Annotated in this window: 22 protein-coding genes and 3 pseudogenes; 15 read left to right on the plus strand and 10 right to left on the minus strand. The window is 67.1% G+C overall.

The genetic code is table 11. From position 1 onward, the window contains the following. Positions 1–36 precede the first annotated feature (36 nt). The 3 genes and pseudogenes from TSO221_RS10010 to TSO221_RS36355 form a co-directional block, all read right to left on the minus strand. On the minus strand, positions 37–1,272 hold the full coding sequence (locus tag TSO221_RS10010; RefSeq protein ID WP_199229433.1) for an LssY C-terminal domain-containing protein: 1,236 nt from the start codon (positions 1,270–1,272) through the stop codon (positions 37–39). Between the two features lie 47 nt (positions 1,273–1,319). After that, entirely contained in the window at positions 1,320–2,600 is a 1,281-nt protein-coding gene (locus TSO221_RS10015; protein ID WP_199229434.1) for an LssY C-terminal domain-containing protein, read from the minus strand. 191 nt (positions 2,601–2,791) lie between these two features. Next, a pseudogene (locus tag TSO221_RS36355) lies at positions 2,792–3,988 on the minus strand (transposase family protein); the annotation flags it as partial. Here TSO221_RS36355 and TSO221_RS36360 point away from each other — a divergent pair. From TSO221_RS36360 to TSO221_RS10035, 3 genes are all read left to right on the plus strand, one after another. Beyond that, on the plus strand, positions 3,926–4,423 hold the full coding sequence (locus TSO221_RS36360) for a tyrosine-type recombinase/integrase (protein ID WP_247877996.1): 498 nt from the start codon (positions 3,926–3,928) through the stop codon (positions 4,421–4,423). The pseudogene TSO221_RS36355 and the gene TSO221_RS36360 overlap by 63 nt on opposite strands. Positions 4,424–4,533: 110 nt before the next feature. Further along, positions 4,534–8,358: a hypothetical protein gene (locus TSO221_RS10030; protein WP_109118353.1), complete on the plus strand. Its 3,825-nt coding sequence runs from the start codon at positions 4,534–4,536 to the stop codon at positions 8,356–8,358. 252 nt (positions 8,359–8,610) lie between these two features. Then, entirely contained in the window at positions 8,611–9,723 is a 1,113-nt protein-coding gene (locus TSO221_RS10035; RefSeq protein ID WP_146208750.1) for a hypothetical protein, read from the plus strand. A gap of 64 nt (positions 9,724–9,787) precedes the next feature. Here TSO221_RS10035 and TSO221_RS10040 read toward each other — a convergent pair whose 3' ends face one another. The 4 genes from TSO221_RS10040 to TSO221_RS10055 all read right to left on the minus strand — a co-directional run bounded on the left by TSO221_RS10040 (position 9,788) and on the right by TSO221_RS10055 (position 14,533). Continuing rightward, on the minus strand, positions 9,788–10,174 hold the full coding sequence (locus TSO221_RS10040; protein WP_247877990.1) for a hypothetical protein: 387 nt from the start codon (positions 10,172–10,174) through the stop codon (positions 9,788–9,790). A 92-nt stretch (positions 10,175–10,266) separates the two neighbouring features. Then, the gene (locus TSO221_RS10045; protein WP_109118356.1) at positions 10,267–11,379 is read right to left on the minus strand and encodes a hypothetical protein; all 1,113 of its coding nucleotides are present in this window, start codon (positions 11,377–11,379) and stop codon (positions 10,267–10,269) included. Between the two features lie 149 nt (positions 11,380–11,528). Next, the gene (locus TSO221_RS10050; RefSeq protein WP_247877991.1) at positions 11,529–13,712 is read right to left on the minus strand and encodes a TonB-dependent receptor; all 2,184 of its coding nucleotides are present in this window, start codon (positions 13,710–13,712) and stop codon (positions 11,529–11,531) included. Positions 13,713–13,852: 140 nt separating this feature from the next. Then, entirely contained in the window at positions 13,853–14,533 is a 681-nt protein-coding gene (locus TSO221_RS10055; protein WP_247877992.1) for a DUF2946 domain-containing protein, read from the minus strand. A gap of 212 nt (positions 14,534–14,745) precedes the next feature. On the opposite strand from TSO221_RS10055, the gene TSO221_RS10060 reads away from it, so the two are divergent. After that, a complete protein-coding gene (locus tag TSO221_RS10060; protein WP_247877993.1) occupies positions 14,746–15,102 on the plus strand; it encodes a hypothetical protein in 357 nt (118 codons plus the stop codon). 200 nt (positions 15,103–15,302) lie between these two features. Here TSO221_RS10060 and TSO221_RS34920 read toward each other — a convergent pair whose 3' ends face one another. Further along, positions 15,303–15,665 (minus strand): hypothetical protein, encoded by a 363-nt coding sequence (locus TSO221_RS34920; protein WP_146208751.1) that lies wholly within the window; start codon positions 15,663–15,665, stop codon positions 15,303–15,305. An 11-nt stretch (positions 15,666–15,676) separates the two neighbouring features. Between TSO221_RS34920 and TSO221_RS10070 the strand changes: the two genes are divergently transcribed. The 3 genes from TSO221_RS10070 to TSO221_RS10080 are packed head-to-tail and all read left to right on the plus strand — an operon-like array spanning position 15,677 to position 18,136. After that, positions 15,677–17,020 (plus strand): copper resistance D family protein, encoded by a 1,344-nt coding sequence (locus tag TSO221_RS10070; RefSeq protein ID WP_109118361.1) that lies wholly within the window; start codon positions 15,677–15,679, stop codon positions 17,018–17,020. After that, the gene (locus TSO221_RS10075; protein ID WP_109118362.1) at positions 17,017–17,625 is read left to right on the plus strand and encodes an SCO family protein; all 609 of its coding nucleotides are present in this window, start codon (positions 17,017–17,019) and stop codon (positions 17,623–17,625) included. Before TSO221_RS10070 ends, TSO221_RS10075 begins: the two co-directional genes overlap by 4 nt. A gap of 25 nt (positions 17,626–17,650) precedes the next feature. Continuing rightward, positions 17,651–18,136 (plus strand): copper chaperone PCu(A)C, encoded by a 486-nt coding sequence (locus TSO221_RS10080; protein ID WP_109118363.1) that lies wholly within the window; start codon positions 17,651–17,653, stop codon positions 18,134–18,136. 81 nt (positions 18,137–18,217) lie between these two features. On the opposite strand, the gene TSO221_RS36365 is transcribed toward TSO221_RS10080, so the two are convergent. Further along, on the minus strand, positions 18,218–18,682 hold the full coding sequence (locus TSO221_RS36365; RefSeq protein WP_247877994.1) for a hypothetical protein: 465 nt from the start codon (positions 18,680–18,682) through the stop codon (positions 18,218–18,220). A gap of 32 nt (positions 18,683–18,714) precedes the next feature. Here TSO221_RS36365 and TSO221_RS36370 point away from each other — a divergent pair, with 32 nt between their 5' ends. The 6 genes and pseudogenes from TSO221_RS36370 to TSO221_RS10110 form a co-directional block, all read left to right on the plus strand. Then, positions 18,715–18,942, plus strand: coding sequence for a hypothetical protein (locus tag TSO221_RS36370; protein ID WP_247877995.1), 228 nt, complete (start codon positions 18,715–18,717; stop codon positions 18,940–18,942). Positions 18,943–19,287: 345 nt separating this feature from the next. Beyond that, positions 19,288–19,722: a hypothetical protein gene (locus TSO221_RS34925; RefSeq protein WP_146208752.1), complete on the plus strand. Its 435-nt coding sequence runs from the start codon at positions 19,288–19,290 to the stop codon at positions 19,720–19,722. 26 nt (positions 19,723–19,748) lie between these two features. Further along, positions 19,749–20,084 (plus strand): hypothetical protein, encoded by a 336-nt coding sequence (locus TSO221_RS35925; protein ID WP_199229437.1) that lies wholly within the window; start codon positions 19,749–19,751, stop codon positions 20,082–20,084. Positions 20,085–20,339: 255 nt separating this feature from the next. Further along, a complete protein-coding gene (locus TSO221_RS10100) occupies positions 20,340–20,585 on the plus strand; it encodes a hypothetical protein (RefSeq protein WP_109118366.1) in 246 nt (81 codons plus the stop codon). Beyond that, entirely contained in the window at positions 20,582–20,929 is a 348-nt protein-coding gene (locus tag TSO221_RS10105; protein ID WP_109118367.1) for a hypothetical protein, read from the plus strand. The genes TSO221_RS10100 and TSO221_RS10105 overlap by 4 nt, the downstream gene beginning before the upstream one ends. Before the next feature lie 62 nt (positions 20,930–20,991). Further along, positions 20,992–21,201: pseudogene (locus TSO221_RS10110) on the plus strand (LuxR C-terminal-related transcriptional regulator); the annotation flags it as partial. Between the two features lie 11 nt (positions 21,202–21,212). Here the strand turns inward: TSO221_RS10110 and TSO221_RS10115 are convergent. Next, a complete protein-coding gene (locus tag TSO221_RS10115; RefSeq protein ID WP_109118368.1) occupies positions 21,213–21,455 on the minus strand; it encodes a hypothetical protein in 243 nt (80 codons plus the stop codon). Between the two features lie 127 nt (positions 21,456–21,582). Between TSO221_RS10115 and TSO221_RS34930 the strand changes: the two genes are divergently transcribed. Further along, positions 21,583–22,083, plus strand: a complete 501-nt coding sequence (locus TSO221_RS34930) for a hypothetical protein (protein WP_146208753.1) — start codon at positions 21,583–21,585, stop codon at positions 22,081–22,083. A gap of 88 nt (positions 22,084–22,171) precedes the next feature. After that, positions 22,172–22,349, plus strand: a pseudogene (locus TSO221_RS10120) (CopG family transcriptional regulator); the annotation flags it as partial.

A 22,349-nucleotide genomic window follows, 5' to 3' on the forward strand; every position in this document is an offset into this window, starting at 1 on the left:
GGCCGTCGGGCAGCTGCAAGCGCTTCGATGATCCAGTCACTTGCGTGCATCGTCGTTCCCGTCGCGTGCGGCCGACCTGCGTCCGTCCAGATACGGCTCCCAATCGAGAAACTCTACCTCCGAAAGGCCGATCGGCCGCGTCGCAAAGAACATGACCGCGCGCAGACCATCGCTCTGATAGCGGGCGCCGCTGAACGCCGTTGGAGGCTGCGTCGGGGAGGCCGGACCGGCACCGGTGACGAAGCCGAGCTTGTCCAGACCGCCCGAATACATCATGTCCTGAATGAGGAGGTTTCTCGCCTCGTCCACATCCTCATGCAGAACGACGCTTGTTGCGTCCGGGGGCGCGAACCGCCCGCCGACCGGCCGTCCCACCTGCACGAGGTACACGGAGCGACCTTCGAAGCGGATGGGTGCGAGCCACGCACGCACCCAGGTCGCCGGCGCACCCGCTTGCGACTGCTTGCGTCCCACGATATCCGGCCGGCGGCCGAAGACCTGTTCGACCGCATCCACGGGTCTCATGTCGCGGCGATAGCTGCGGCGTGCCAACGCCGCCCCAATGTCGGAAGACTCGCCGACGAAGATGATGTTGAGGGGGGCGCCGTACGCCGTACCGCGCGGATCGGTGGCGCAGCATGGCAGCCGCTCCAACTCCGAACGCAGGGCGGCGAGAGTGTTGCGGTCCTTGATCGCCGAATCAGGATACCGGTACGCGCTGAATGCGAAGCGCTCATCCCCGGCGTCGTCCGGCACGCTCAGGAAGAGGGAGAAGGGGATCAGCGCCTTCCTCTGGAGCAGATCGATGTTCAGGAGTCTGACGCCGTGCTCCGGGTTGATGAAGAGCAAGCCAGCGTGCGTCACGTCCGGCAGGACAGGATTCTTGAACCCGAGTTTGTTTAAGTGCTCGTCGATGCGGGCGTTCGCATCCTCGGCGAGCGGCATGTGCACGGACCATGCGATTTCGAGCGGCGAGAAGTAATCGGGGTCGGTGCCCGGGCGCAGAAGCCACAGCGGATCCGCCGTCTGGTTCTGGACTTCGATCCACACCGGTTGCACGCGCTTCCTATCGACCTCGACGCCGAGCATGCGCCGGCTGTCGTCGGCGCTCAATACGGCGGCACTCACGCGCACGTCGCGCTTGGTGGCCTTCACGGCACGGTCCCGCAGTCCGGCATCGCTGACGTCGGCAGGGGCTTGCCACGCCGCACAACCGGCCGCCGCCAGTGAGAGACTCGCGACACATGCCACAGTGCTCAGCAGACGACGCATCGCATGCATGACTCCGTGCCTTGTTCGTGGGCGCGGCGGCAACGGGTTCATTGTTTGATCCGCCCGGTTACCTGCTCGGCCTCGTCGTCCGTACCCTGCCACGGGAAGAACGTGATGCGCGCCAAGGAGGTGTGCCGGCGGTCGAACACGAGGACGCCGCGAAGTCCATCGGTGTGGTACGGGTCGGTCGTCAGATTGCCGCGCGGAGCACTCCTTGGCGCGGCTCCCACTCCTTGCACAAACCCCAGTTTTGCGAGGTTCACGGAATACGCCATGTCCTGCATCAGCGCCCCGCGTGCTTCGTCGACGTCGGGATCGATCTTGTGCGTCGTGAATGTCGGGGAATGCATGGTCAGACGGCTGCCGATATCACGGCTGATCTGACCCACCCACACCTGTTTGCCATGGTAGCGCATCGGGCTGAGCCACAGCCGAAGATGGTTGCGCTGATGGATGTTGTCGCGCGCCCTCTGCAAAGCGAGGTCCTGAACCCGTCCAAACAAGTAGAGATCGCTCACCGGAGCGTTGGTGTAGCGCTCGCCGGACAGCGCGGATGTCACCACCTTCATGATCGATCCCGTCCACTTTTCCTCGGTCGCATGCCAGCCGCGACGTGCGAATGCGGGGAAGGCATCGTCGAGGCCGCCCACGACCACCAGGTTGAGCGGATCGCCGTTCTTCGAGCCCGCCTCGTTGGTCACGCAACACGGCAACGCCACCAGCGCGGCCCGGAACGCGGCGTCATCCGTGTAGTTTACAATTTTCTCGGCCGGGTAGATCTCGCGCCCGAACACTTGGGTCATGCGGTAATCGGCGCGGAAGCCGGGCACGGTTGTGAGGATCGAAAACGTTCTTGCGCGTCCGTTCGCGACCAAGTCGAGGTGAACGAACTTGAACCCCTCATCAAGGTTGGTCAGCACGAACCCCGACGTCGTTGCACCAGGGGGGACAGGGTTGTGGAAGGCAAGGTGCCAAAAGCGTCGGTCAAGCTCCAACGTCCGATCGGGCGGGTCGCCTGGGGTAAATGCTTCCGCCGCTTCGGAAGCTGGGAAGAAATTCGGATCAAGGCCCGGCGACAACAGGAAATAGGCGCGATCGTCCCGGTTCTCGACTTCGATCCAGACCGGTTGAATGGATTTCTTCGCGAGCGGCACACCGTATACCGTGACGCTCTCTTCAGCCGACAGCACGGCGGCCGATATGCGCACGCCGCCCTCGGTGCGCGTCACGGCCCGGCTCTTGTAGTCGATGTTCGTTGGCAGCGGGGTCGATGTGCAGCCGGCAAGCGCAGCGGCGACAACAGTCGCTGCCAGGACCAGCTTCACCATGCGGTTCATCCCGGAACCTGGTTACGCGAGTTATGACAGATCATCATAGACGGGCCAATTCATCATATGGTGCTTGGCACGCGGGAACTGGTGGCAGCGGGCAGCGCGATGTCTGATGGAAGCGGGCCTGAAACGGCGTGATGTCAACCGGCGTCGGATTGGGGCTCTGTCGCAGATTTGATGGTGCGACCTCATCCGGTGCCGATGACGCGGGCCTGAAGGATGTCGAGCTTGCCGCGGCCATACATCTGCCGCTTCACCAACTTCAGCTTGGTGATCTGCCCCTCGGTCTGACCGTTGGACCAGGGCAGGGTAATTGCGGCGATGACGGCATTTCGGTCCTTGGCGACCCCGTTGGCGAAGGACGCCACCAAGCTCGCCTTGGCCCGCTGCAGCCAGGGCTCGAACTCCTCGGCGCTCTTCTTCCGGATCATCGACTGGAACGCCGCCACGATCTCGCGCGCCTCGACCAGCAGCGGCACGCCGCCCTCGATCGCCGCGACCGTCACCGTCTCCGCTTTGCTCGGAGCATCCCGGCCGATGGTGAGCAAGCGCGCGATCGTCCGCGCCGCCGGCGTACGGCCGAGCGCCCCGGCCTGCGCCTGGTCTGAGCGCCGGCGACGCGTCGCCCATTCGCCCACGACACGCAGGCTGCCCCGGAACCCACTCCTCCTCAACTGGCGCCAGAGCTCCGCCGCGTTGTGCTGCCCGGCAGCCCACTGCGCATCCAACCAGGGGAGATGCAGGTCAAGCGAGCTCTCCCGGATCCGGAAGATGTCGGACCGCTGACCGCGCACGACCTTGCGGACGAGCTTGCGGCTGTGGCCGGTGCGGCGGACGATCTCCTTGATGGCGACGTCCTCCTTGGCCATGGCGAGAATGACGCCGTTGGTCTCCTCCCGGCGCCGATAGCCCTCGTACTGGATGCGCTCCGCCGCGGTGAGCAGGGCGGGATCGACGGTCGCCGCCCCGATGGCGGTGCGGATCTGGCGCATCGACTTGCGCACGGCATCCAGGAAGGCGTGGCTGGCGTTCTCCATGAGGTGCCAGCGGTCGGCGATCGGCACCATCAGGCGTCGTCCCAGGCGCGCCGCGGGGCGTCCACCGAGGGCGAGACCGAGATGATGGACGACATCGTCGAGCCGTGCTGTTCGCCGGGCCCATGGCTTCAGAACATCCGGATCGAAGCGCTCGGCGAAGATCCGGCGACGACAGGTTGGGACATCGCAATGGAAGCGCCGCGCTTGGAGGTGCAGGCGGACGTTACGCCCCGAGAGCGGCAGGTCGAGGAGGAGGCGCTGGTACCGGCTGTGCACCCGAAACGAGTGTCCGCCGCACAACGGGCAGGGGCTGAACGCGGCGGCGGAACGCATCGTGATGTCCACCTGTCACCGGTCGCCGTAGATCTGTTGCGGGCCCTGCCGCGCTGGGAAGGATCGGAGTTCGTGTTCACCGCCACCGGTCGGACGCCAATATCTGCCTTCAGCGACGCGAAGGAGACGCTGGACGCCGGGATCGTTGCTCATCTTCAGAAAGAGGCAAAGGGCAAAGGGGACGATCCGGAAACCGTTAAGCCCCTCCCTGACTGGCGTTTCCACGACCTGCGCCGCACGGCGGCCACCATGATGGCCGAATTGGGCGTTCCACTCCACGTCGTGGACAAAATCCTCAATCACAGTCAGGGCACCATCAAAGGCGTCGCCGCCATATACAACCGTCATCAATATCTTGAAGAACGGAAGCAGGCGTTGGCTGCATGGGCGGACCGGCTGATCCAGTTGCCTGCCGAAAGGGAGCCATTGAAAGCTGAAAGAGAGCTTTAGCCGGTCGTCTTAAGAGAACGGCAGAGATAGGCACTGGTCATCCACATCGGATCGCAGTGGACGCGAAGACGGGATTGGTTTCAGAGGGGCTTATCCGATAAATTGCCAGAATGTTCGAACTCGATTCCCGGCACATCCAAGCACTGACCGACGACGACCTGAGAACCCTGGTGGGAAGGTTGTGCGAGCGGGAACTGAGCCACGCCGACCTGCCGATATCCGCGGTTACTTATGGCGGAGATCCGCGTGCACCGGATGGCGGCGTCGACGTTCGGGTCGCTCTTCCGAAGTCGGCCATGGCGCCCGACTGGGTGCCGCGGCTCTGCACGGTCTTTCAGGTCAAGCAGGAAAAGGCCGGCCGCCGCGCCGCAGGTATCGCCGCCGAGATGAGCCCCGGGGGTATTCCGCGCCCGATTTTCACCGCCTTGGCGGCGGAGGCGGGGGCCTACATCCTGGTCAGCGGCAAGGAAAACCTGTCTGATACCGCACTGGAAGCGCGCCGCAAGGCCATGCGACAGGCCATCGGAAACATCGCGGAAGCCGGCAGGGTCGTGTTGGATTTCTACGACGGCCACCGGATCGCCCGCTGGACGAGCCAGCACCCCGGCCTCGTCCTCTGGGTCCGCGATAGAATCGGTGAGCCGCTCAACGGCTGGCGACCATTCGGCGACTGGTCGGCCGCTCCGCAGCCGGTGGACAGCGAGTACCTGCTGGATGATGGGGGCCGGCTGTTCGATAGCTCCGCCCTCGGCCGGGAAGGCATCCCCATTGCCGAAGGGTTGGAGCGCATGCGGGCGGCGCTGTCGCAACCGGGCGCCGCGGTGCGTCTCGTCGGACTCTCGGGCATGGGCAAGACGCGGCTGGTGCAAGCGCTCTTCGACGACCGCGTTGGAAACGCCGCACTCGATCCGGCGCTGGTGGTGTACGCCGATGTCGGAACCGAGTTGGATCCATCACCCCAGCGCCTGCTGACGAGGCTCGCCCGCGATGGACGACGGGCGGTGATGATCGTCGACAATTGCCCTCCCACACTGCACATCGCGCTCACCCACGAACTCGATGCCGCCAGTGGTGCGCTCAGCCTGATCACCGTGGAATATGACGTCGGCGACGACGAGCACGAGAACACCACCGTGTTTCGCCTCGAACCGGCATCCGACTCGATCATCGAACGTCTCGTCGCCCGCTCCCACCGCCATATCGCGGAATTGGATCGCCGTCGCATCGTCGATCTGTCGGAAGGCAACGCTCGGCTTGCCCTCGCACTGGCTGAGACAGTCCGGCGGGGTGACAGCGTGGCCCGCCTGTCCAGGAGCGATCTGTTCAACCGCTTGTTCCACCAGCGCCACGACAAGGATCAGGCTGTGCTGCGCGCGGCGGAAGCCTGTGCGCTCGTCTATTCCTTCGACGGCGAGACCATGGAGGGGGACGGCGCCGAACTGCCGGTGCTGGCGGAATTGGCCGGACAGACCACAGCGGAACTGCACCGCCATGTGGCCGAACTCATGCGCCGCCAACTGGTTCAGAAGCGCGACCGCTGGCGGGCGGTGCTGCCGCAGGCGCTCGCCATCCACCTGGCGCGGACAGCACTGGAAAACCTCCCGGTCGCTATGGTTCGCAAGGCCATGGAACAGGAAGCCTCCGCCCGTTTGGGGAGGTCGTTCTCCCGCCGCATCGGCTTCCTGCACGACAGCGATGCAGCCCAGACCCTCGTCGCCGCGTGGCTGAAGCCGGATGGGCGCCTGGGAGATGTCGCGCAACTGCCACGGAACGAGTGGGCAATATTCGAGAACGTGGCACCGGTGCAGCCAGACCTTGCGCTGGGCGCTATCCAGACGGCAGCGGACCGCAAAGGCGACGCGGCATTTTTTGCTGCCGACCGGTATCACCGCAGCGAGTTGGTGGGCCTGCTGCACACCCTGGCATACGGCTCCGCCAGATTCGATCAGGCGGCGTGGTTAATGATCCGCGCTCTCGCAACGGAAGCACCGGACAACAACCACTATTCCGGCCGAGAGCACGTCGAGGCCCTGTTTTCACTGGTGCTCTCGGGTACGCACGCCAGCCAAGCCCAAAGACTGGCGATGATCGACCGCCTGCTGACACACCCGGAGCCGCGTTTCAACGAGATCGGTGTGACGGCATTGGGAGCCATGCTGAACGCCGGCCATTTCAGTTCCTCGCACCGATTCAATTTCGGCGCCCATGCGCGCGACTACGGTTGGCAACCCAAGTCGCTCGAAGAGCAGGCGGCATGGTATCGGACAGCGCTTGCTCGGGCCGTAACCCTCGATGAGTCCAGAGCGCCGTATTCCGAAAGGATCCGCGCCTTGTTGGCCGGACACCTGCGCCTGTTATGGAGCGTACCGCTCCTGACGGACGATCTGGCGGCCGCGATCCGAACCATCGCCGGAAAGGAATTCTGGTCGGAGGGTTGGAAGGCGATGTGCGCCACCATCGCCTTCGATCGCGAACATATGCCGGCCGACTCCTTGACCACGCTCCGCGGGCTCGAACAGCACCTGCGACCGGCAGACCTGATGCAGATGACCCACGCCTATGTGCTGTCGGAAGGGAAAGGCATCGACGATCTCCTCGATACGGAAACCATGGAGGATCTGGATGACCTTGACGGGGCTTCTGCACGTCTCAACAAGAAGATCCAAGCCCTCGGCCACGCCCTGGCAATCGAAGATGGAACGCTGGACCGGCTGCTGCCGGACTTGATTGCCGCGAACGGTGGCCGAGTGCACGCGCTCGGCGCCAGCCTCGGCGAAGCGGCTTCCAGCCTCAACGCCCTCTGGCGACGTCTTGCGAACGCGTTCGCGACCACCGACGACGAACACCGGGATACCACCATCCTGCGCGGATTTCTCTGGGCCGCCTCGAAGCGCGATGGCGCCTGGGTCGAAGGCGTGCTGGACCAGGCGGTTTCCGATCCGCTTTTCGGCCCGTGGTTTCCATGGTTGCAGACGGCCGTACCCATCGGAGATGCAGGAGTGGATCGTCTCCACCGATCGCTTGCCGTGTCGCTGGCCCCGGCAAGTGCCTATTGGCCGCTTCAGTACGGCCACTCCGAGGAGTTGTCGGACGAGACTATGGCGCCGTTGGTGGAAGTGATCGGAGATCAGCCGGGCGGGCTCGCTGTGGCCATGAACATCCTATCCTATCGGGTCTACAGAGTTCGAAGTGAAGGTAAAAGCGCATTTACCCCCGCCCTGGCATCGGTCGGCCGTTCTCTGGTCCTGTCGCAGGATTTTGCGAAACACAGCGCCAACGCAGATTACAAGCTTTCCAAGATCGTCAAATACTGTTTTGCGGGGAAAGATGCGGCAGACGCCGCGTACCGGCTGGGCAAGGCCATCATCACAACCACCGAGAATCACCACTGCTCCTTGCTGCACGCCTTCGAACAGACCCTTCTCACCCTTGCGGAACGACAACCGACCGCCTTCCTCGACGCGTTTGTCGGGGAAACACCCGAGGACGAAGATTTTTGGATATGGCGTCGCACGAGCCTTCGCAAACGCAACCCCCTGCTTGCAGTGGAGCGTGAGGTGCTGTTCGAGTGGGCGGATCACGCACCCGGCGACCGTTATCCCAGGACCGCGTGCCTCCTTGGACTGTTTCCTCGCGGGACGGCCAAGGAGTTGCCCGAAGGCGATTATCCCCTGTTTTTGGCTTTGCTCGACCGTGCTCCGGATCGAGCGGCCGTGCTTGCGGCATTCGAAGCATCGCTCCTGCCCGTTTCATCGTCGGGCAGCCTCGCCGACGTCATCGAAGTCCGCCGTCAGCGGCTGGCCCTGCTTCTGGCCCACGCCGACCCCACCGTCCGCGATTGGGCAACCAAAACCGACCGAAAGCTTGCCGAATTGGCGAGCCAAGAGCGTGAATGGGAGCGGACATCCGACCGACGCGCCCAATCCTTCGAGTAGCGTGGAGCCGGGGTTCGAAAAGATGGCGCGGCATGCGGCATGCTCCGTGTTGATCGGACATGTCGTCGGCACATCCGATAGCTTCGCCGTCTGCATGCCCAAAAGCCAGCCGCGACAACCAGGGAGCCACCGAACACCAAAAGAACGCCGGACGAACGCTTGCGGCAGATCAAAGCTCCGGCGCCGGCGCGCGCATAGGGTCGCCGGCGGACGGCCGATGCGGCTCGTTCCGGAACCGGCGAGGATATGAGCATGATGGGTGCGCTGACCGCTTCGGCGCGATGGATCCCGGCGACGATCCTCGCCTCGTGCCTGTTCGCCGCTCCCGTTGCGGCGGCAACGAATCGGCTTCTGGCAGCCGACGAAGCCCTGCCGCATCTGACGATGATCGACACGGACAGCAACCGCATCGAGGGCATGATGCCCGTCGACGGCCCGGTCAGCCTGATGGTGCAATCCTCCAAGACCGGGCTCGTGGCGCTGTCCTACCGCGACCGCCCGGCCGTGGGCATCCGCCGGATCGGCTCCGGCGAAGACATCGACACGGTCCGCCTCGACGCACCGGCGACGCGCCTCCTCCTGTCACCGGACGAGACGACGCTGGCCATCATCTGCGAGAATGGACAGATTCTGTTCGGGCGTCTGGCGGAGCCCGGCACGACGCACGCCGTCACCGGCCTGAGCAAGGTGTCCGACGTTGCCTTCGGCCATTCCGGCGAGATTGCGCTCATCGCGGTGGACGGGCGTGCGGGGCTCGTCGCCTTCGATCTTCGGCGCTTCCGTCAGACCGGCGTCATCCGAGACCAAGGCGACTCCTTGTCGGGCCGGAAGCGCCTGGCACTGTCCGCCGACCACCGCCGCGCGCTGGAGATGCAAGGCGACGGCCGCCGCCTCGTTTCCTACGATCTGGTCCACGGACGGGTCGAAGCGCGCATCGATCTGGGGGAGCCGGCGCGGGGGTTGTACCTGCTGGGCGACTACGCCGCCTTGCCGCTCGACGGCGGCAAGGTCGTGGCGCTCCGCCCCATCGACGCCCTGAAGGAAGAGGTTCGCCTCGCCGTCCCGGCCGCCGTGTCCGGGTTCGTCCCGGTGTTCGGCGGCAGCATGGGCGCCTTCGTCTCGGAGAGCGGCCGACGGGTCTTCGTGGTCGACACGATGACGCCGCGGGTGATCGCGGACGTCGCCCTTCCCGCCCGACCGGCCGGGGTCTCCACCGGCCGGGGGTCGCTGGCCGTGTACGTGGCGCTGCCGGACGCCGGCAAGGTCGCGGTGATCGGCGTCGTTCCACACGAGGTCACGATGATCGAGACCGGAAGCCGACGCCCGGCGGCCCTCGCGGGGGCCGGCGACGGGCAGTGCCGCTGACGGCCCCGATCCCCGGAAGGGTCCGGAGGAGGCCGCCCGGGCACGGCCTCCTCCGGAGGGATGGTCAGGGCTTGGCGACGTGCCAGACGTTGTTGACGCCGTCGCCGGTGGTGTCGCCGGGCTTGGCGTCCTTGGCCCAGGTGTAGAGGGGCTTCCCGCTGTAGGCCCACTGCTTGACCCCGTCGTCGCGGGTGATCACGGTGTACTTGCCCATGGGTTTGGCATCGGCCGCGGCGGCCAGCGGCGGCCAGTTCGCGGCGCATGGGCCGTTGCACGTCGACTTGCCGCCCGCATCCTTGTCGAATGTGTAGAGCGTCATGCCCTTCTGATCCGTGAGGATCTGGCCGCCCATGGCTTGGGCGGTCTTGGCGGGCTCCCCGGCCGCCTGCGCCGGAGCGCAGACGCCGAGCCACCCGACGGTGATGAGCGTGGCGGCATAGACTGTGCGCATCATGACCTGCCCTCCTCTCTAAGGCACCGCTAACCGGTGCCGTGTGATCCAAGGACGCCCCTCGTGGCGGGCTATTCCCCGCCCTGCGCGGCTCAATGGCAGTAGGCGCTGCCCACGGCGGACACCACCGTCGAAGCGCCGCCGACCACGTCCTCGATGACGCGGCTGACGCTCGCGTGCAGCACGTCGATGACCGCGACCCGCCCGGTATCGCTCAGCGCCACATAGAACTTGAGGCCGTCCGGCGATGGCGCGCCGGCCTCCGGCACGCCGGGCACCGGAAGCGGCGCCAGACGCCGGCGGTCGCGCAGATCGACGGTCTGCACGGTGCGCGCCGCCCGGCTCAGCCCGATGGAGACGCTCTGGAACAGCCCCAGGCCGAGACCGCTGACGTGGCCTGACATCGGGATGCGCGCGCTCTCCTTGAGCGTCCAGGTCGAGATGAGCGACACCGCCTGCCCGCCGGCCACCGGGATCATCACGAACTGGCTGTCGGCGCTCGGCAGCAGGCGTCCCACGGGCGGCGGCAGTTGCACGCGCGTGGCCTTGGCCGTCTCCTTCAGCGCAAAGATCGTCAGGACGCCGCGTTCGCCATGCACGGCGAATGCGTATTCGCCCCCGGGATCGGTGGCGACCTGGACGATCAGGCCGTCGCGCTCGTCCGCCGCGAAGTCGGCCGCGATCCGTCCCGCCGCCGTATCGACAAGGGCGACCCGCGTGCCACGTGCGACCAGGAGGCGTCCGTCCGGGGCAAAGGCCATGGATCGAAGGCCGGTAAGGTCGGGGACCCGCAACGTCGGCCCACCGGCGGACCGGATGAGTTCGACCGCGCCCGCGTCGGGATCGGCGACGGCGAAGAGCGTCCCCGTCCGGTCGACCTGCAGCAGGACGGGCGCGATGCCGGTGTCCAGCTCCCGCTTCACGGAGCCGCTCGCCGCGTCGACAACGTACAGCCGGCGCGCACCGACATCGCTGGCCACCAGTTCGGTTCCCTTGTTCAATGCCGCGATCTGCTTCGGCAGTCCCGGCAAACGGGTTCGCGAAACGACGGAATCGGTGGCGCTGTCGATGATGGCGACGGTCGGATCGAGCGCCGATGCCACGAAGATGAACCGCGCCGGATCCGGCGAGGCCGCCAGCGGCGTCGATGCAACACCGATCGGACCCAGGATCGCGCAGACGACGAGCAGCACGCCGCGCAGCATTGGCCCCTCCACCGTTCCGGCGGTATCAGGGTACGAACTTCGCGTTCCTTCGGGAAACGCTCTGAAGGGGTGGCGCCGGCCGCATCCGCCGCAGGCACACCCGGAAGACAGCCGGCCGGCGCCCCCGAAGGAGCGCCGGCCGACCGGCTTCAGAACTTCACGGTCATGCCGGCGATGAAGGAGCGGCCGGCCCCCGGCAGCGCGCCGACCCGGCCCCGGCTGCCGCCGGCCCTGTAGTCGGCGTAATCGACACCGCCCAGCGGCTGGTAGTACTGCTGGTCGAACAGGTTCTCGACGCCGACGTCGAACCGGATGTTGTTCCACTCGTACCCCGTCCGCAGATTGACGAGGGCATAGCTCGGCGTTTCCGGCTCGTTACGCACCGACTCGACCCGCTCCTTGCGGGCGGTCGCCTGAAGCTCGAGGGCGCTGTACCACCCGCCCAGCCGGTGCTCGACCGTCAGCAGGGCGTTGACCGGCATCATGTGATACAGCCCGTCGCCGGTGTCGAGGTTGCGGCCATGCACCCAGCCGAGCACGCCCGACAGCCGGAACGCGCCGAGGCGCTCGTCCTCGTAGACCGTGGCCGCCGCGGACACGTTGGCGCCGAAGAGGACCGCGTCGTGGTTGGCGAAGCGCAGCTTGACGAAACCGTTGCTCAGCGTGCCGATCCGGTCGACGTCGATGAAATTCTGCACATAGGTGTAGTAAGGCGTGACCTTGACCTCCCACGCCTTGCGGGCGGGGTCGTGCAGGGCCGCGGTGACGCTGACGGTGTTGGCCACCTCGGGCTTGAGGTCGGGGTTGCCGACGTAGCCGTTGGCGTCGCCGAACCAGCCGTTCATGCTGCTCGACATGCTGCCGGTGCCCCAGGCGTAGCGCTCGTACAGGTTGGGCGAGCGGGTCTTGCGGGCGTAGCCGGCCTCGATCTCGGTGGTGTCCGACGCGGTGTAGCGGACCAGCGCCGTCGCGTCGAAATTGACGTCGGTGCGGGCGCGGTCGCGGGCGTTGAAGGCACGGGCGTCAGCCGCGTCCGGGTTGGCCATCGTCATCATGCCCATGCGGATGGGGTTCTGCCAGGAATACGGTTGCACCGTCCCGGTATCCATCCATACGACGTCGTTACGCACGCCGAGAAGGGTCGTCCACGCCGGCGACCAGTTGGCCTCCCACTCGACGAAGGTTCCCAGGCGGTTGCGGTCGCCGCCGTTGACGTTCCAGAAGGTCTGCGGCCCCATCATCATGCTGCCGGGCACCGGGTCCCACCAGTCGTCCAGGTGGTAGTGCCGGAACTCGTTGCCCACGCGCACGGTGTCGCGCGCCGACAGCGGCAGCGTCGCCTTGACCGAGTAGCCGGCTTCCGTCGACAAGGTGTCCATCGGCATGCCGCCGGTGGCGGTGCCGCCCTTGTCGGACAGGAAGTTCATGGTGTGCTCAGTCCGCCGCCAGTTGGCCCGGGCGTCCAGCGTTCCCCAGTCGAAGGCCCCCTCGTAGCGGCCGTTGACGAAGAGGCTGCGGTTGTAGGTCAGGTCCATGCGCTGGTTGGGGAAGCCCTGATAGGGCATATACTGCAGACCGCCCTGCAGCGTGACCAGCTGCCCGTCCCGCCGCGCGCCGAAGGTCAGGACGTTGTCCTGCACGTTGTACAGCGTCGAGCGGATGGTCCGGCCATTGCTGTCCTTGTAGTTTTCGGCGCGGCTCCAAGCCCCGTTGTAGCCGAGGCTGAAGGCGTCGTTGGCGACGGACGCCGCGGCGGCCCCGGTGACGCTGTGGCCGTTGGAGCGGTAGAACGCCGACAGGCTGCCTTCGGTATGCACCCCCTCGCCTGGTGCTGCGAACACCGGAGGCGCCCTTTCGACGGTGATGGTGCCGGCTATGCTGTCGCCGCCGGCGCTGACCGGCGTGATGCCGGCCAGCACGTCCACCTTGGACACCTGCGTGGGAGGGATGGTGGACAGCGGCGGGTTCATGTGGTTGGGGCAGGCGGCGGTGACCGGAACGCCGTCGATCAGCACATTGACGCGGTCGTCGGCCAGCCCGTTCAGCGCCGGCAGGCTCGACACGCCGCCGTTGCCGTAGAGGCTCACGCCGGGCAAGCCACGCAGCAGGGCTGCGGCGTCGCTGGTGGCGGGCCGGCGGACGGCCAGCCCCGCCTCGCCCAGGCCGGAGCCGGACAGCGGGGTGGACATGTCGCCCGGAGAGGCGATCACGGAAAGCGTCGGCAGGGGGTAAACGGTCTGGGCCGAAACGCCGGCGGGCGACAGGCCGGCCAGGGCAGCACTCGACAGCAGGGCCGCGCGCAGGGCGCCGGCCGCGGAAAGACGCGACGTCATGAAGATCCTCGATCTGAGTCCAGCCATGCGCACGCGCCGCGTTCCGAACGCGCGGACGGCGTGCGGGGCCGGGGATAGGTCGGATGGCAAGGCGGGAAGGCGCGCACGTTTCTCGCGCTGCGATCCCGCTTCCCTGGACTTTAGACCGGTGGCGCGCGCGCCTGGAGGGTGGACAGGAACCAGCCCGCCACCACCTCCGCGCCGGGCAATCCCTCGGGACCATGCCGTGCGATGGTCTGCCGCAACACCGGCTGGACCGGCGGCGGCAGGTACAACCCGCCGATCAGCGGGCACAAGGGGCAATGTTCCATGCCGGGATGCTTCACCGGCGCATCCGTGCCCGTCGGCGCGCCGTCCACGTCGAGGTGGACCAGCCCTTCGGCGGTGCAGACGGTCATCCAGTCGATCGCGGCGACCTGCGCCGGCATGGCCAACGTCCAGGCGAACACCTGGACCATCAGCGCGATCACGCCGGCCATCAGGCCGATGCGGCGCACCGTCCGGCCAAGCCCCTTCCAGGACAACCGCAGGTGCGGGAGAACGGCATCGACAGACGAGCCGATCCGCTTGAAGAACTCCGTTCGCCGAACAATCGGCGTATGACGTTCCGCCGCCTGCATACCCGCGGATATCGCACGAATACCATAGGCTGTAAAGCGAGGTTCGGTGACGTGCTTTTCACTGTCCGAATGCAGCCGAATCGCCCGGCGGGGTCTTCGGGCCGCGACCTTCCCGCCATGCGGATCGCCCGCCTCCGCCGGCGCCGCAAGACGGCGATCCGGCTTTTGCCACCGACGAACGGGTGCTACGCTGACGGCCATGGGAACGGCTCCATGCCATCATCAACGGCACCATGGAGGAGACGTTCGGCTCACCGGCGGCGCAGGACATCGTTGTGACAGGCGGGTGCGGCAAGTGGACGAGGCCGCCCAGGGCAGGCGGCCACGCCAGCCCTGAGCGGCCCCTACGGCTGCTCGCATGCTGGCTTGCGGTCCTTGCCATCCTCGTACAAACGGCGCTGCCGGACCTTGCGATGGCGATGCGCGGCCGGGCCGTGGGTATGAGTCCTGCCGTTGCCGCGGCGGCAACCGACGGCAAGGGTCCGGCGGCGCACGCACATCACCATCACGCCCACGAGCATGGCGAGGCACCGGTGGCGGATCCGGCGCCGGCGTCGAAGGGACCGGTACCCCACGACCACGGCGCGGCCTGCCCCTTCTGCATGGCGCTGGCCGCGCATGCGCTCACGCCGCCGCCGGGGTTCAGCCACCAGTCTTCTGCATCGGGCGTCCTGTCCGACCCCGAACCGCCGGGCATGGACCGAATCTCCTGGCGTTTTGAGCACACCCCTCTCAACCCGCGGGCACCCCCGGCCAGCGACCGGACCTGACCGTCCGGCGGGGCATCCCACGCCCGCGCCGAACGGACCAGCACCGCCGGCCCGTTCGCACCCGGAGGCTTCGAAGCCGGGTGCCTGGTTCGGCGCCACCTGATCCGCCCCCAGGCATTGGCGGTGTCTGCCCGCATCCGGGAGACGCCCGGATCGGCTACGCCACGCGCGTTATGAGGACGATACTCGTGAAACGGCTTTCACTCCCAGCCAGGGTCATCCTGATCCTCGCCGGACTGCTCCTTGCCCTGGCCATCCCCGCGAAGGCGGCCACCGACGACGTGCGCATCCCCGGCGGCGATCCGGGTGTCGAACTCCAGCTGCTGCACAAAGCCCCAGCCGGCAAGACCCGGTTCGCCGACGGCGAGGTGGTGCTGATGCTCCACCCTTATGGCGTGCCGACCGCCAAAGCCTTCGACGTCGCCGGCTATTCCTGGATGGACGATCTGGCGGCCCGCGGCTTCGACGTCTGGGCCATGGACATCCGCGGCTTCGGCCGATCGACCCGTCCCGAGGGGAGACAGCCCGTCGTTTACGCCAACGAAGCCGCGCGTGACGCGCACGCCGCCACCCGGTGGCCGGCACCATCGTCTTCGGCATCGGCGTCGCGCCGACACCGGAGGCGCCGGAGACGCACGCCGAGACTCCGGTTTCCATCGCCCTGGCGGCCCTGCTGGTCCGCGCCCTGCATTTCGCCGCCCTGCTGGCCGGGGTCGGCGGCGGTCTCTTCCTCGTTCTGGTGCCCGGCCGATGGTCGCCGCTGAACGACCGGCTGAAGCCCGGCCTGTGCGTTCTCCTGCTGACGGCCGGAGTGTCCGCGGTGCTCCCGGTCGGGGTGAACGGCGCGGTGCTGGCCGGCGGCCCGCGCACGGCCCTGGCGTCCTCCGCGATCTGGACGACGGGCGTGACCAGCACCGCCGGGCTCAGCGCGGGTATCGCGCTGGGCGCCCTGCTGGCCAGCGCGACCGGCCTGGCTTTGGCCCCGCGCCATGCCGCCGGACAGGGGCTGCTCGTGTTCGGTGCGCTGCTGGGGGCTGCCTCGCTGGCGGTCACCGGCCACGCAGCGACCGCACCGCCGCGCTGGCTGAGCGCTCCGCTGGTCGGGCTGCACGGCCTGATGGCGGCGTACTGGCTGGGCGCGCTGTGGCCCCTGGCCGTCGCCCTGCGCACCGAGCCGCCCGGCGAGGCGGCGCGGCTGACCCGGCGCTTCTCGACGCTGGCCGTCGGCGCCGTGGGAGTCCTGGTTGCCGCGGGCGCCGGCCTGTCGATCCTGCAGATCGGCACGCCGGACGCGCTGCTCACCACCGAGTACGGGCAGAACTGGCTGCGCAAGATGCTCGTCGTTACGGGACTCCTGGCGCTGGCCGCCTACAACCGGCTCCGGTTGACACCGGCTCTCGACAGCGGCGGAGCCGCCGCGGCCGGTGCCTTGCGCCGCAGCATCCGGGCGGAGATGATATTCGCCGCCGCCGTGCTCCTGCTGACGTCCCTCTTCGCGTTCACGCCACCGCCACGGGCCCTGATGGCGGGCGACACCATGGTGCGCGCCGACACCGGCGCGGACGCCGGCCAGGCCACGGTGGTCATCAAGGACGGGCGTTCCGCGCTGGTCGAGGTGGTGCCGGCCAGGCCGGGGCTCAACCGGGTGAGGATCCGGGTGTCGCAACCCGACGGCCGCCCACTGCCGCTGTCCGAAGCCGGGCTCGAATGGGAACTGCCCGCTGGCGGTGCGGCACCGGCTCGCCGGGTCCTCTCCGTGACGGGGTCGGGCATGGCCGACGCGGAGGGTATCGAGATGCCGGTCGCCGGGCGCTGGACCTTGCGTCTGGAGGTGGGGCTCGGCGATCTCAGGAAAACCGTGTTCCAGACCGAAGTTCCCGTCGGAACCAAGGATGACAGGAAGGAGAGCAAGCCGTGACGACGAAACCCGTCCGGATCCGTTGGGCCGGTCTGGCCCTGGCCGTTGCGGCCGTGGCCGGCCTCGCCTGGGTGCAGGTCGAACATGCCGGCGGCGGCGTGGAGGCGGCAGCATTGAGCAACGTCGGCGGTCCCTGGACCCTCACCGACCAGAACGGGTGGCCGGTGACGGAGAGCAGCTTCCCCGGCAAGGTGCAGGTGCTGTTCTTCGGCTACCGGTACTGCCCGGACGTCTGCCCGACCGAGTTGCAGACCATCGCCCAGGCCCTCGACCTCCTGGGCGGTGATGCCGGCGGCGTGCAGCCGCTGTTCGTCAGCGTCGATCCGCAACGCGACACGCCCGCGACGCTGGCCGAATACACCGCCCTGTTCGACAGCCGTATCCTCGGCCTCACCGGCACGCCCGAACAGATCAAGGCCGTTGCCAAGGCCTACCGCGTCTACTTCGCCAAGGTCGACACCAAGGCCGGTGCCGACAACTACCTCATGGACCATTCCGCCTTCGTCTACCTGACGGATCGCAGCGGAGCCGTCACCGGGGTCATGCCCCCGGGGACCACGGCGGATGCGCTCGCCGACCGCATCCGCGCCCTGCTGAAAACCTGATTCCCAACCACAGGAGGATTCCACGATGATGCGTACGATGACCCTGGCCGCGGTGCTGGCCGTTGCGGCAGGCACCGCTCTGGCGCACGGCTACAAGGCCGGAGCGGTCGAGATCGAGCACCCCTGGGCGCGCGCCACCGCCGGAACGGCGCAGAACGGCGCGGCGTACATGGTTCTGACCGGTCACGGAAAGGATGCCGACCGTCTGGTGTCCGTCTCCACGCCGGTGGCCGACAAGGCGGAACTGCACCTCCATATGATGGACAACGGCGTGATGAAGATGCGCCCGGTCGATGCCATCGAGGTGATGCCGGGCTCGCCGACGACGCTGGCTCCGGGCGGGCTGCACATCATGCTGCTCGGGCTCAAGCAGCCGCTCGTCAAGGGCAAGGCCTTCCCGCTGACACTGACCTTCGAGAAGGGTGGCCCGGTCACCGTGGAGGTCGACGTGCAGGGTGCCGGCGCGGCGGCCCCAGCCCACGAAGGCGCGGGGAAGAGTTCCAGCAAGTAGCGAGCATCAGGCCGGGGCGGGCATCTGAGTTGACGGGCTACAAGACGGGCTATGCAGAACGTACTATGATGCCCGCCCCCGTCATGGTCGGAAGCAGAGAGGGTGGTCGTGCGTGTCCTTCTGACGCTGCTTCTCATCGGGTGCGGGCTCTTCGGCAGCGCGCAAGCCGACGATGGCGTCCGCTTCGCCTTGACGGACCAGACCGGCACGGCCGTGAGCGAGGCGGACTTCCATGGCCGCCCGCTGCTGCTCACCTTCGGCTACACCTTCTGCCCGGACGTGTGTCCGACGGGCTTGCAGACCATGGCGGCAGCAGTCGACCGGCTGGGAGCCGAGGGCGAGCGCGTGCGGCTTGCCTTCGTCACCGTCGATCCCCGCCGCGATACGCCCGGGCATCTGGCCGGATACGTGGCGCTGTTCCATCCGCGCCTCCAGAGGCTCACCGGCAATGAAGACGCCATCGCCGCCTTCGCCAAGCAGCTTCGGGTCAAGTATGCGAAGGTGCCGGTGCGCGTCGACGATCCGGACGCCTACACCATGGATCATACCGAGTCGTTCTTCCTGGTCGGGTCGGACGGGTGGCTGGGCGTCGTCGCCCCGGTGCCCTGGTGCGCAGCCGCTGGCGCGACGAGGTCGAAATCATTGATGCCGTCGATTTCCGTCCGCAGGTCCGCGCCTGGATGCTGCACCGCGTGCCGGCCAACCGGCTGGCGCAGCCGATCGCCCTGTTCCGCGACACCTTGCGCGACACGCTGGCCGAAGGGCCGGTGACGCCCGTGACATCGGCCGAGGCGGTGCTGACCTGAGCAGGCTTGGCAAAACAAGCCCTGCCACACTTGCCCCACCCTGAACCGATCGGTGGCCCGAGGGGAAGCCGCGCCGGATCCACCTCGGGCACATGTCCTTCCTCCCGTTGGCCCGCGGGCTGTGGTGATGGCGGCGGTGCCGAGGATGCCCACTGTTTTCTTTCTGTTTTCGGCTCGCACCACGGTGCCCCCAGAAAAAATTAAAAACACGACTTGCCATACCTCGCTTAGTCGCGCCGGGACAATTAAGGAGTTATTTTCATCTCTGATCGGTTTTCCATTTGAATTTTTGATGCAACACCCAATTTAAGAGATCTGTACTTTACGCGGAGCGCCGAAGCGCACATGGCTCAAAAAAAGACGGTACCCAGCGGGCAACCCGCCCGCTGGAGCCGCGTCGCGTTTCTCGTGGGCGAGTTGGCGGCGGCGGCCGGAATCGCCCGGTCCGCGAACCCGCACCCGACCGGCAGCCCCCTTGCGCGGAACTGGCTGGCCGGATGGCGCACGCACCACACGGCGACAACACGCCCCGCAAACAACGAAGGCCCGATGACGATGGATCTGCTCGACAAGCTCCCCGGAATGACCGACGACGACCTTGGCAACCTGATCTCCAACGCCGAGCGTCTGGCGCAGACCGGCACGCCCAAGCAGCAGCATGCCGCTCAGACCATGCTGCCCGCCATTCACGCTGAAGCCGTCAGGCGGCGGGACTCGCGGCCGGCCAAGCGCGGAACGCAAGGCCGACGGAAGGCGACGGTTTCCGCGCAAGGCGTCTGATGCATCCGCATGGCCGGAGGCCATCCATGGACACCCCGAAATACCACATCGGCCAGATCGTCTATTTCGCGGCGCCGGCCGTGAAGCGCGGCGCGCCGAGCGGCGCCCACCGCGTCGAACGGCTCCTGCCGCCGGAGAACGACCAGCACCAATACCGGCTCAAGGCGGTGGATACCGGGCGCGAACGCGTCGCCCGCGAGGACCAGATCAGCGGACGGATGACCGTCGAGGCGCTGGCGCAACGTCTCTACGAGGCGGGCAACACCACGAACGTCCCGTGGGCGCGGCGCGATCGGACCGTCCGCGATCCCTGGCTGCGGGAAGCACTCGCCCACCTGTCCAGGGAGTCCGACGACATCTGATCCGCCCGGTTGGATGCGGGCGGCAGGAGCCTGTACCGATGCGCCGGGAATGTCCGTCCGCCCTACTGCCGATGACGGACACCGCACCCCATGTCAGGTCGAGGCGTCCGGACAATTCGGTCGCCAGGACTTGGGACCGCCGCGCTCCCCGGTGCCCGCTTCCACGACAAGACGAAACGAGCCGTGATCCCCGGTCCTTTGCCGGAAGGACGCGTGGCCTTTGTCGGACTTTCGGAGCCAATCGGGAGCAAGCCCATGACCGCCACCTTCGTCAGCGTCGCCGGAACGGTGCCCCAGGGTGCCGACGTGTTGCGCGAACACCTGCGCTGGACCGATGCGGAACGCCGCTGGCGGGTCCTCCCCGCGGCAAGTTGCATAACGACGCAACCTTCCCCGATATCGCCGCCCGCACGGGCCGCGCTGCGCGACGGTGCGCGACTTCACAGTTTCACCAACGTGTGCGCTGGGTTCACCGGCGCGGCAACGAGGAACCAGGTATGATCGGCCAGCACCTGCCGCGGCGATACCACACGGCCTTCGGCGGCACCTCCGGAACGATGCGGCCGGTCGGGTTGCCGGGCGGCGACAAGGATGGCTCCCTCAGGACCGAACTCGCCTTCTTTGTGGTCGAGAGGAGCGGCGGCTGGCTGGTCCGCGCCGACGGATTCGTCTACGGCCCATACGCGTCCTTCATCCTGGCGCTCCATGGAGCCGTGCACGAGGCCCAGGCGGCCGGGGATTGCGGCTTTGCAAGCCTGGTGCTGGTCCAGTCCTCCGGCGGCCAGCCCTACGAGGCGGCGTGGACGTACGGGCGGGATCCGTACCCCTTCGCCGACGCCCCCTGACCGCCTCAGGATCGGCACCGGATCCGCGTCCAACCTGCCGGCCGGCGAAACGGGCCGCACGGCAGCGCGAGGCGCAGATCCTGCGCTGCCTGCTGCACGGCAATTCCAACAAGGTGATCGCCAATCACCTCGGGATCACCGAGGCGACGGTGAGGGTCCACCTCAAGAGCCTGCTGCGCAAGATCGACGCGTCGAACCGCACGCAGGCCGCCATCTGGGGCCTCGACAACGGCTTTGCTGAAGAGGCGGCCAGCATTGCGCCGATGGTTTGACCGGCGCGCGGTCAGTAGAACAGCCCGTCGTCCAGATCCTTCCTGAATTGCCCACTCCATGAGGAAGGGAGTGCCGAGCGGTAGGTGCGGAAGATCCGGGTCGGTGCGTAGGTCACCGTGATGACATGGGTCTGGACCGTGCCGCCGCCGACGACCTGGGCCTCGACGACGTCCTCCATGATGAAGTCGTCCGGACGAAGCGTCACATGGGCAACGCACCTCTCGAAGGTCTCTCTCTCGACGTCCTTCCGCATGACCGCGCCTCCGGCTCAGACCACGGGCCCATGGAACAGCGCGAAGAGCACCACCGCCAGCACCACCGCGACCGGTATCACCAACGGCGGCACGAAATATTCCATCACCGCGCTCCGGGAGACTGGAGTGCTGGACGGCGCGGTTGTCTCCATGGCCATTGTCGTGCTCCGTGCGTTTGACCGGCCGGATCGGGAGTGCCTTGGCCGTCTGCAAGGAAAATGGTGCTGCGAATGGTTTCGTGATGCGGCAATTCCGGCATATGGGCTTATTCCCCACAGAAAAGCGCAAGACACCATTCAGATCATTCTCGCGGTGTTCTGGGCGGTCTACCGAGTGCAACGTGCGCCGGGACCGATGACCGGTTCTCGATATCCGGCTGCCCCGGAACGTTCTCCGATGAAGAGAGCAACCGCATCTTCATGGTGCGGCACCGGAAATCCAAGTGGATCGTCTGGAGCGACAGCCTCCTACGCGCCCTGTGGCGACGCGTTCATCGCCGCCGTGTCCAAGAAGGCCCAGGCCGTGGGATGTACGGGCATTCCGAGCACCGCAAGCATCGAGAACGGGTGCCTCACGCTGAAGCTCGGATGGCGCTACGGCATCGACCCGCCGCTGCAATGCCGATGATCGACCGGCACAGCGCCGACTCCCCCTTGACCAGTTCCGGGAAGCGCCCACATACCATCCACATGGATGGTTATGGGATGGCACAGAGATGGCCGGCAGCGCACGCGATCTGAAGCCGAAGGCCGGCGACAGCGAGAAGATCACGATCAACCTCGGCTACGTCGACCTCGGCCACATCGATCTTCTGGTGCAGGAAGGGTTCTACGCGAACCGCACCGACTTCATCCGCACCGCCATCCGCAACCAGATCGACCGCCACGGCGACG

Source organism: Azospirillum sp. TSO22-1 (genome assembly GCF_003116015.1).
Taxonomy (GTDB): Bacteria; Pseudomonadota; Alphaproteobacteria; order Azospirillales; family Azospirillaceae; genus Azospirillum.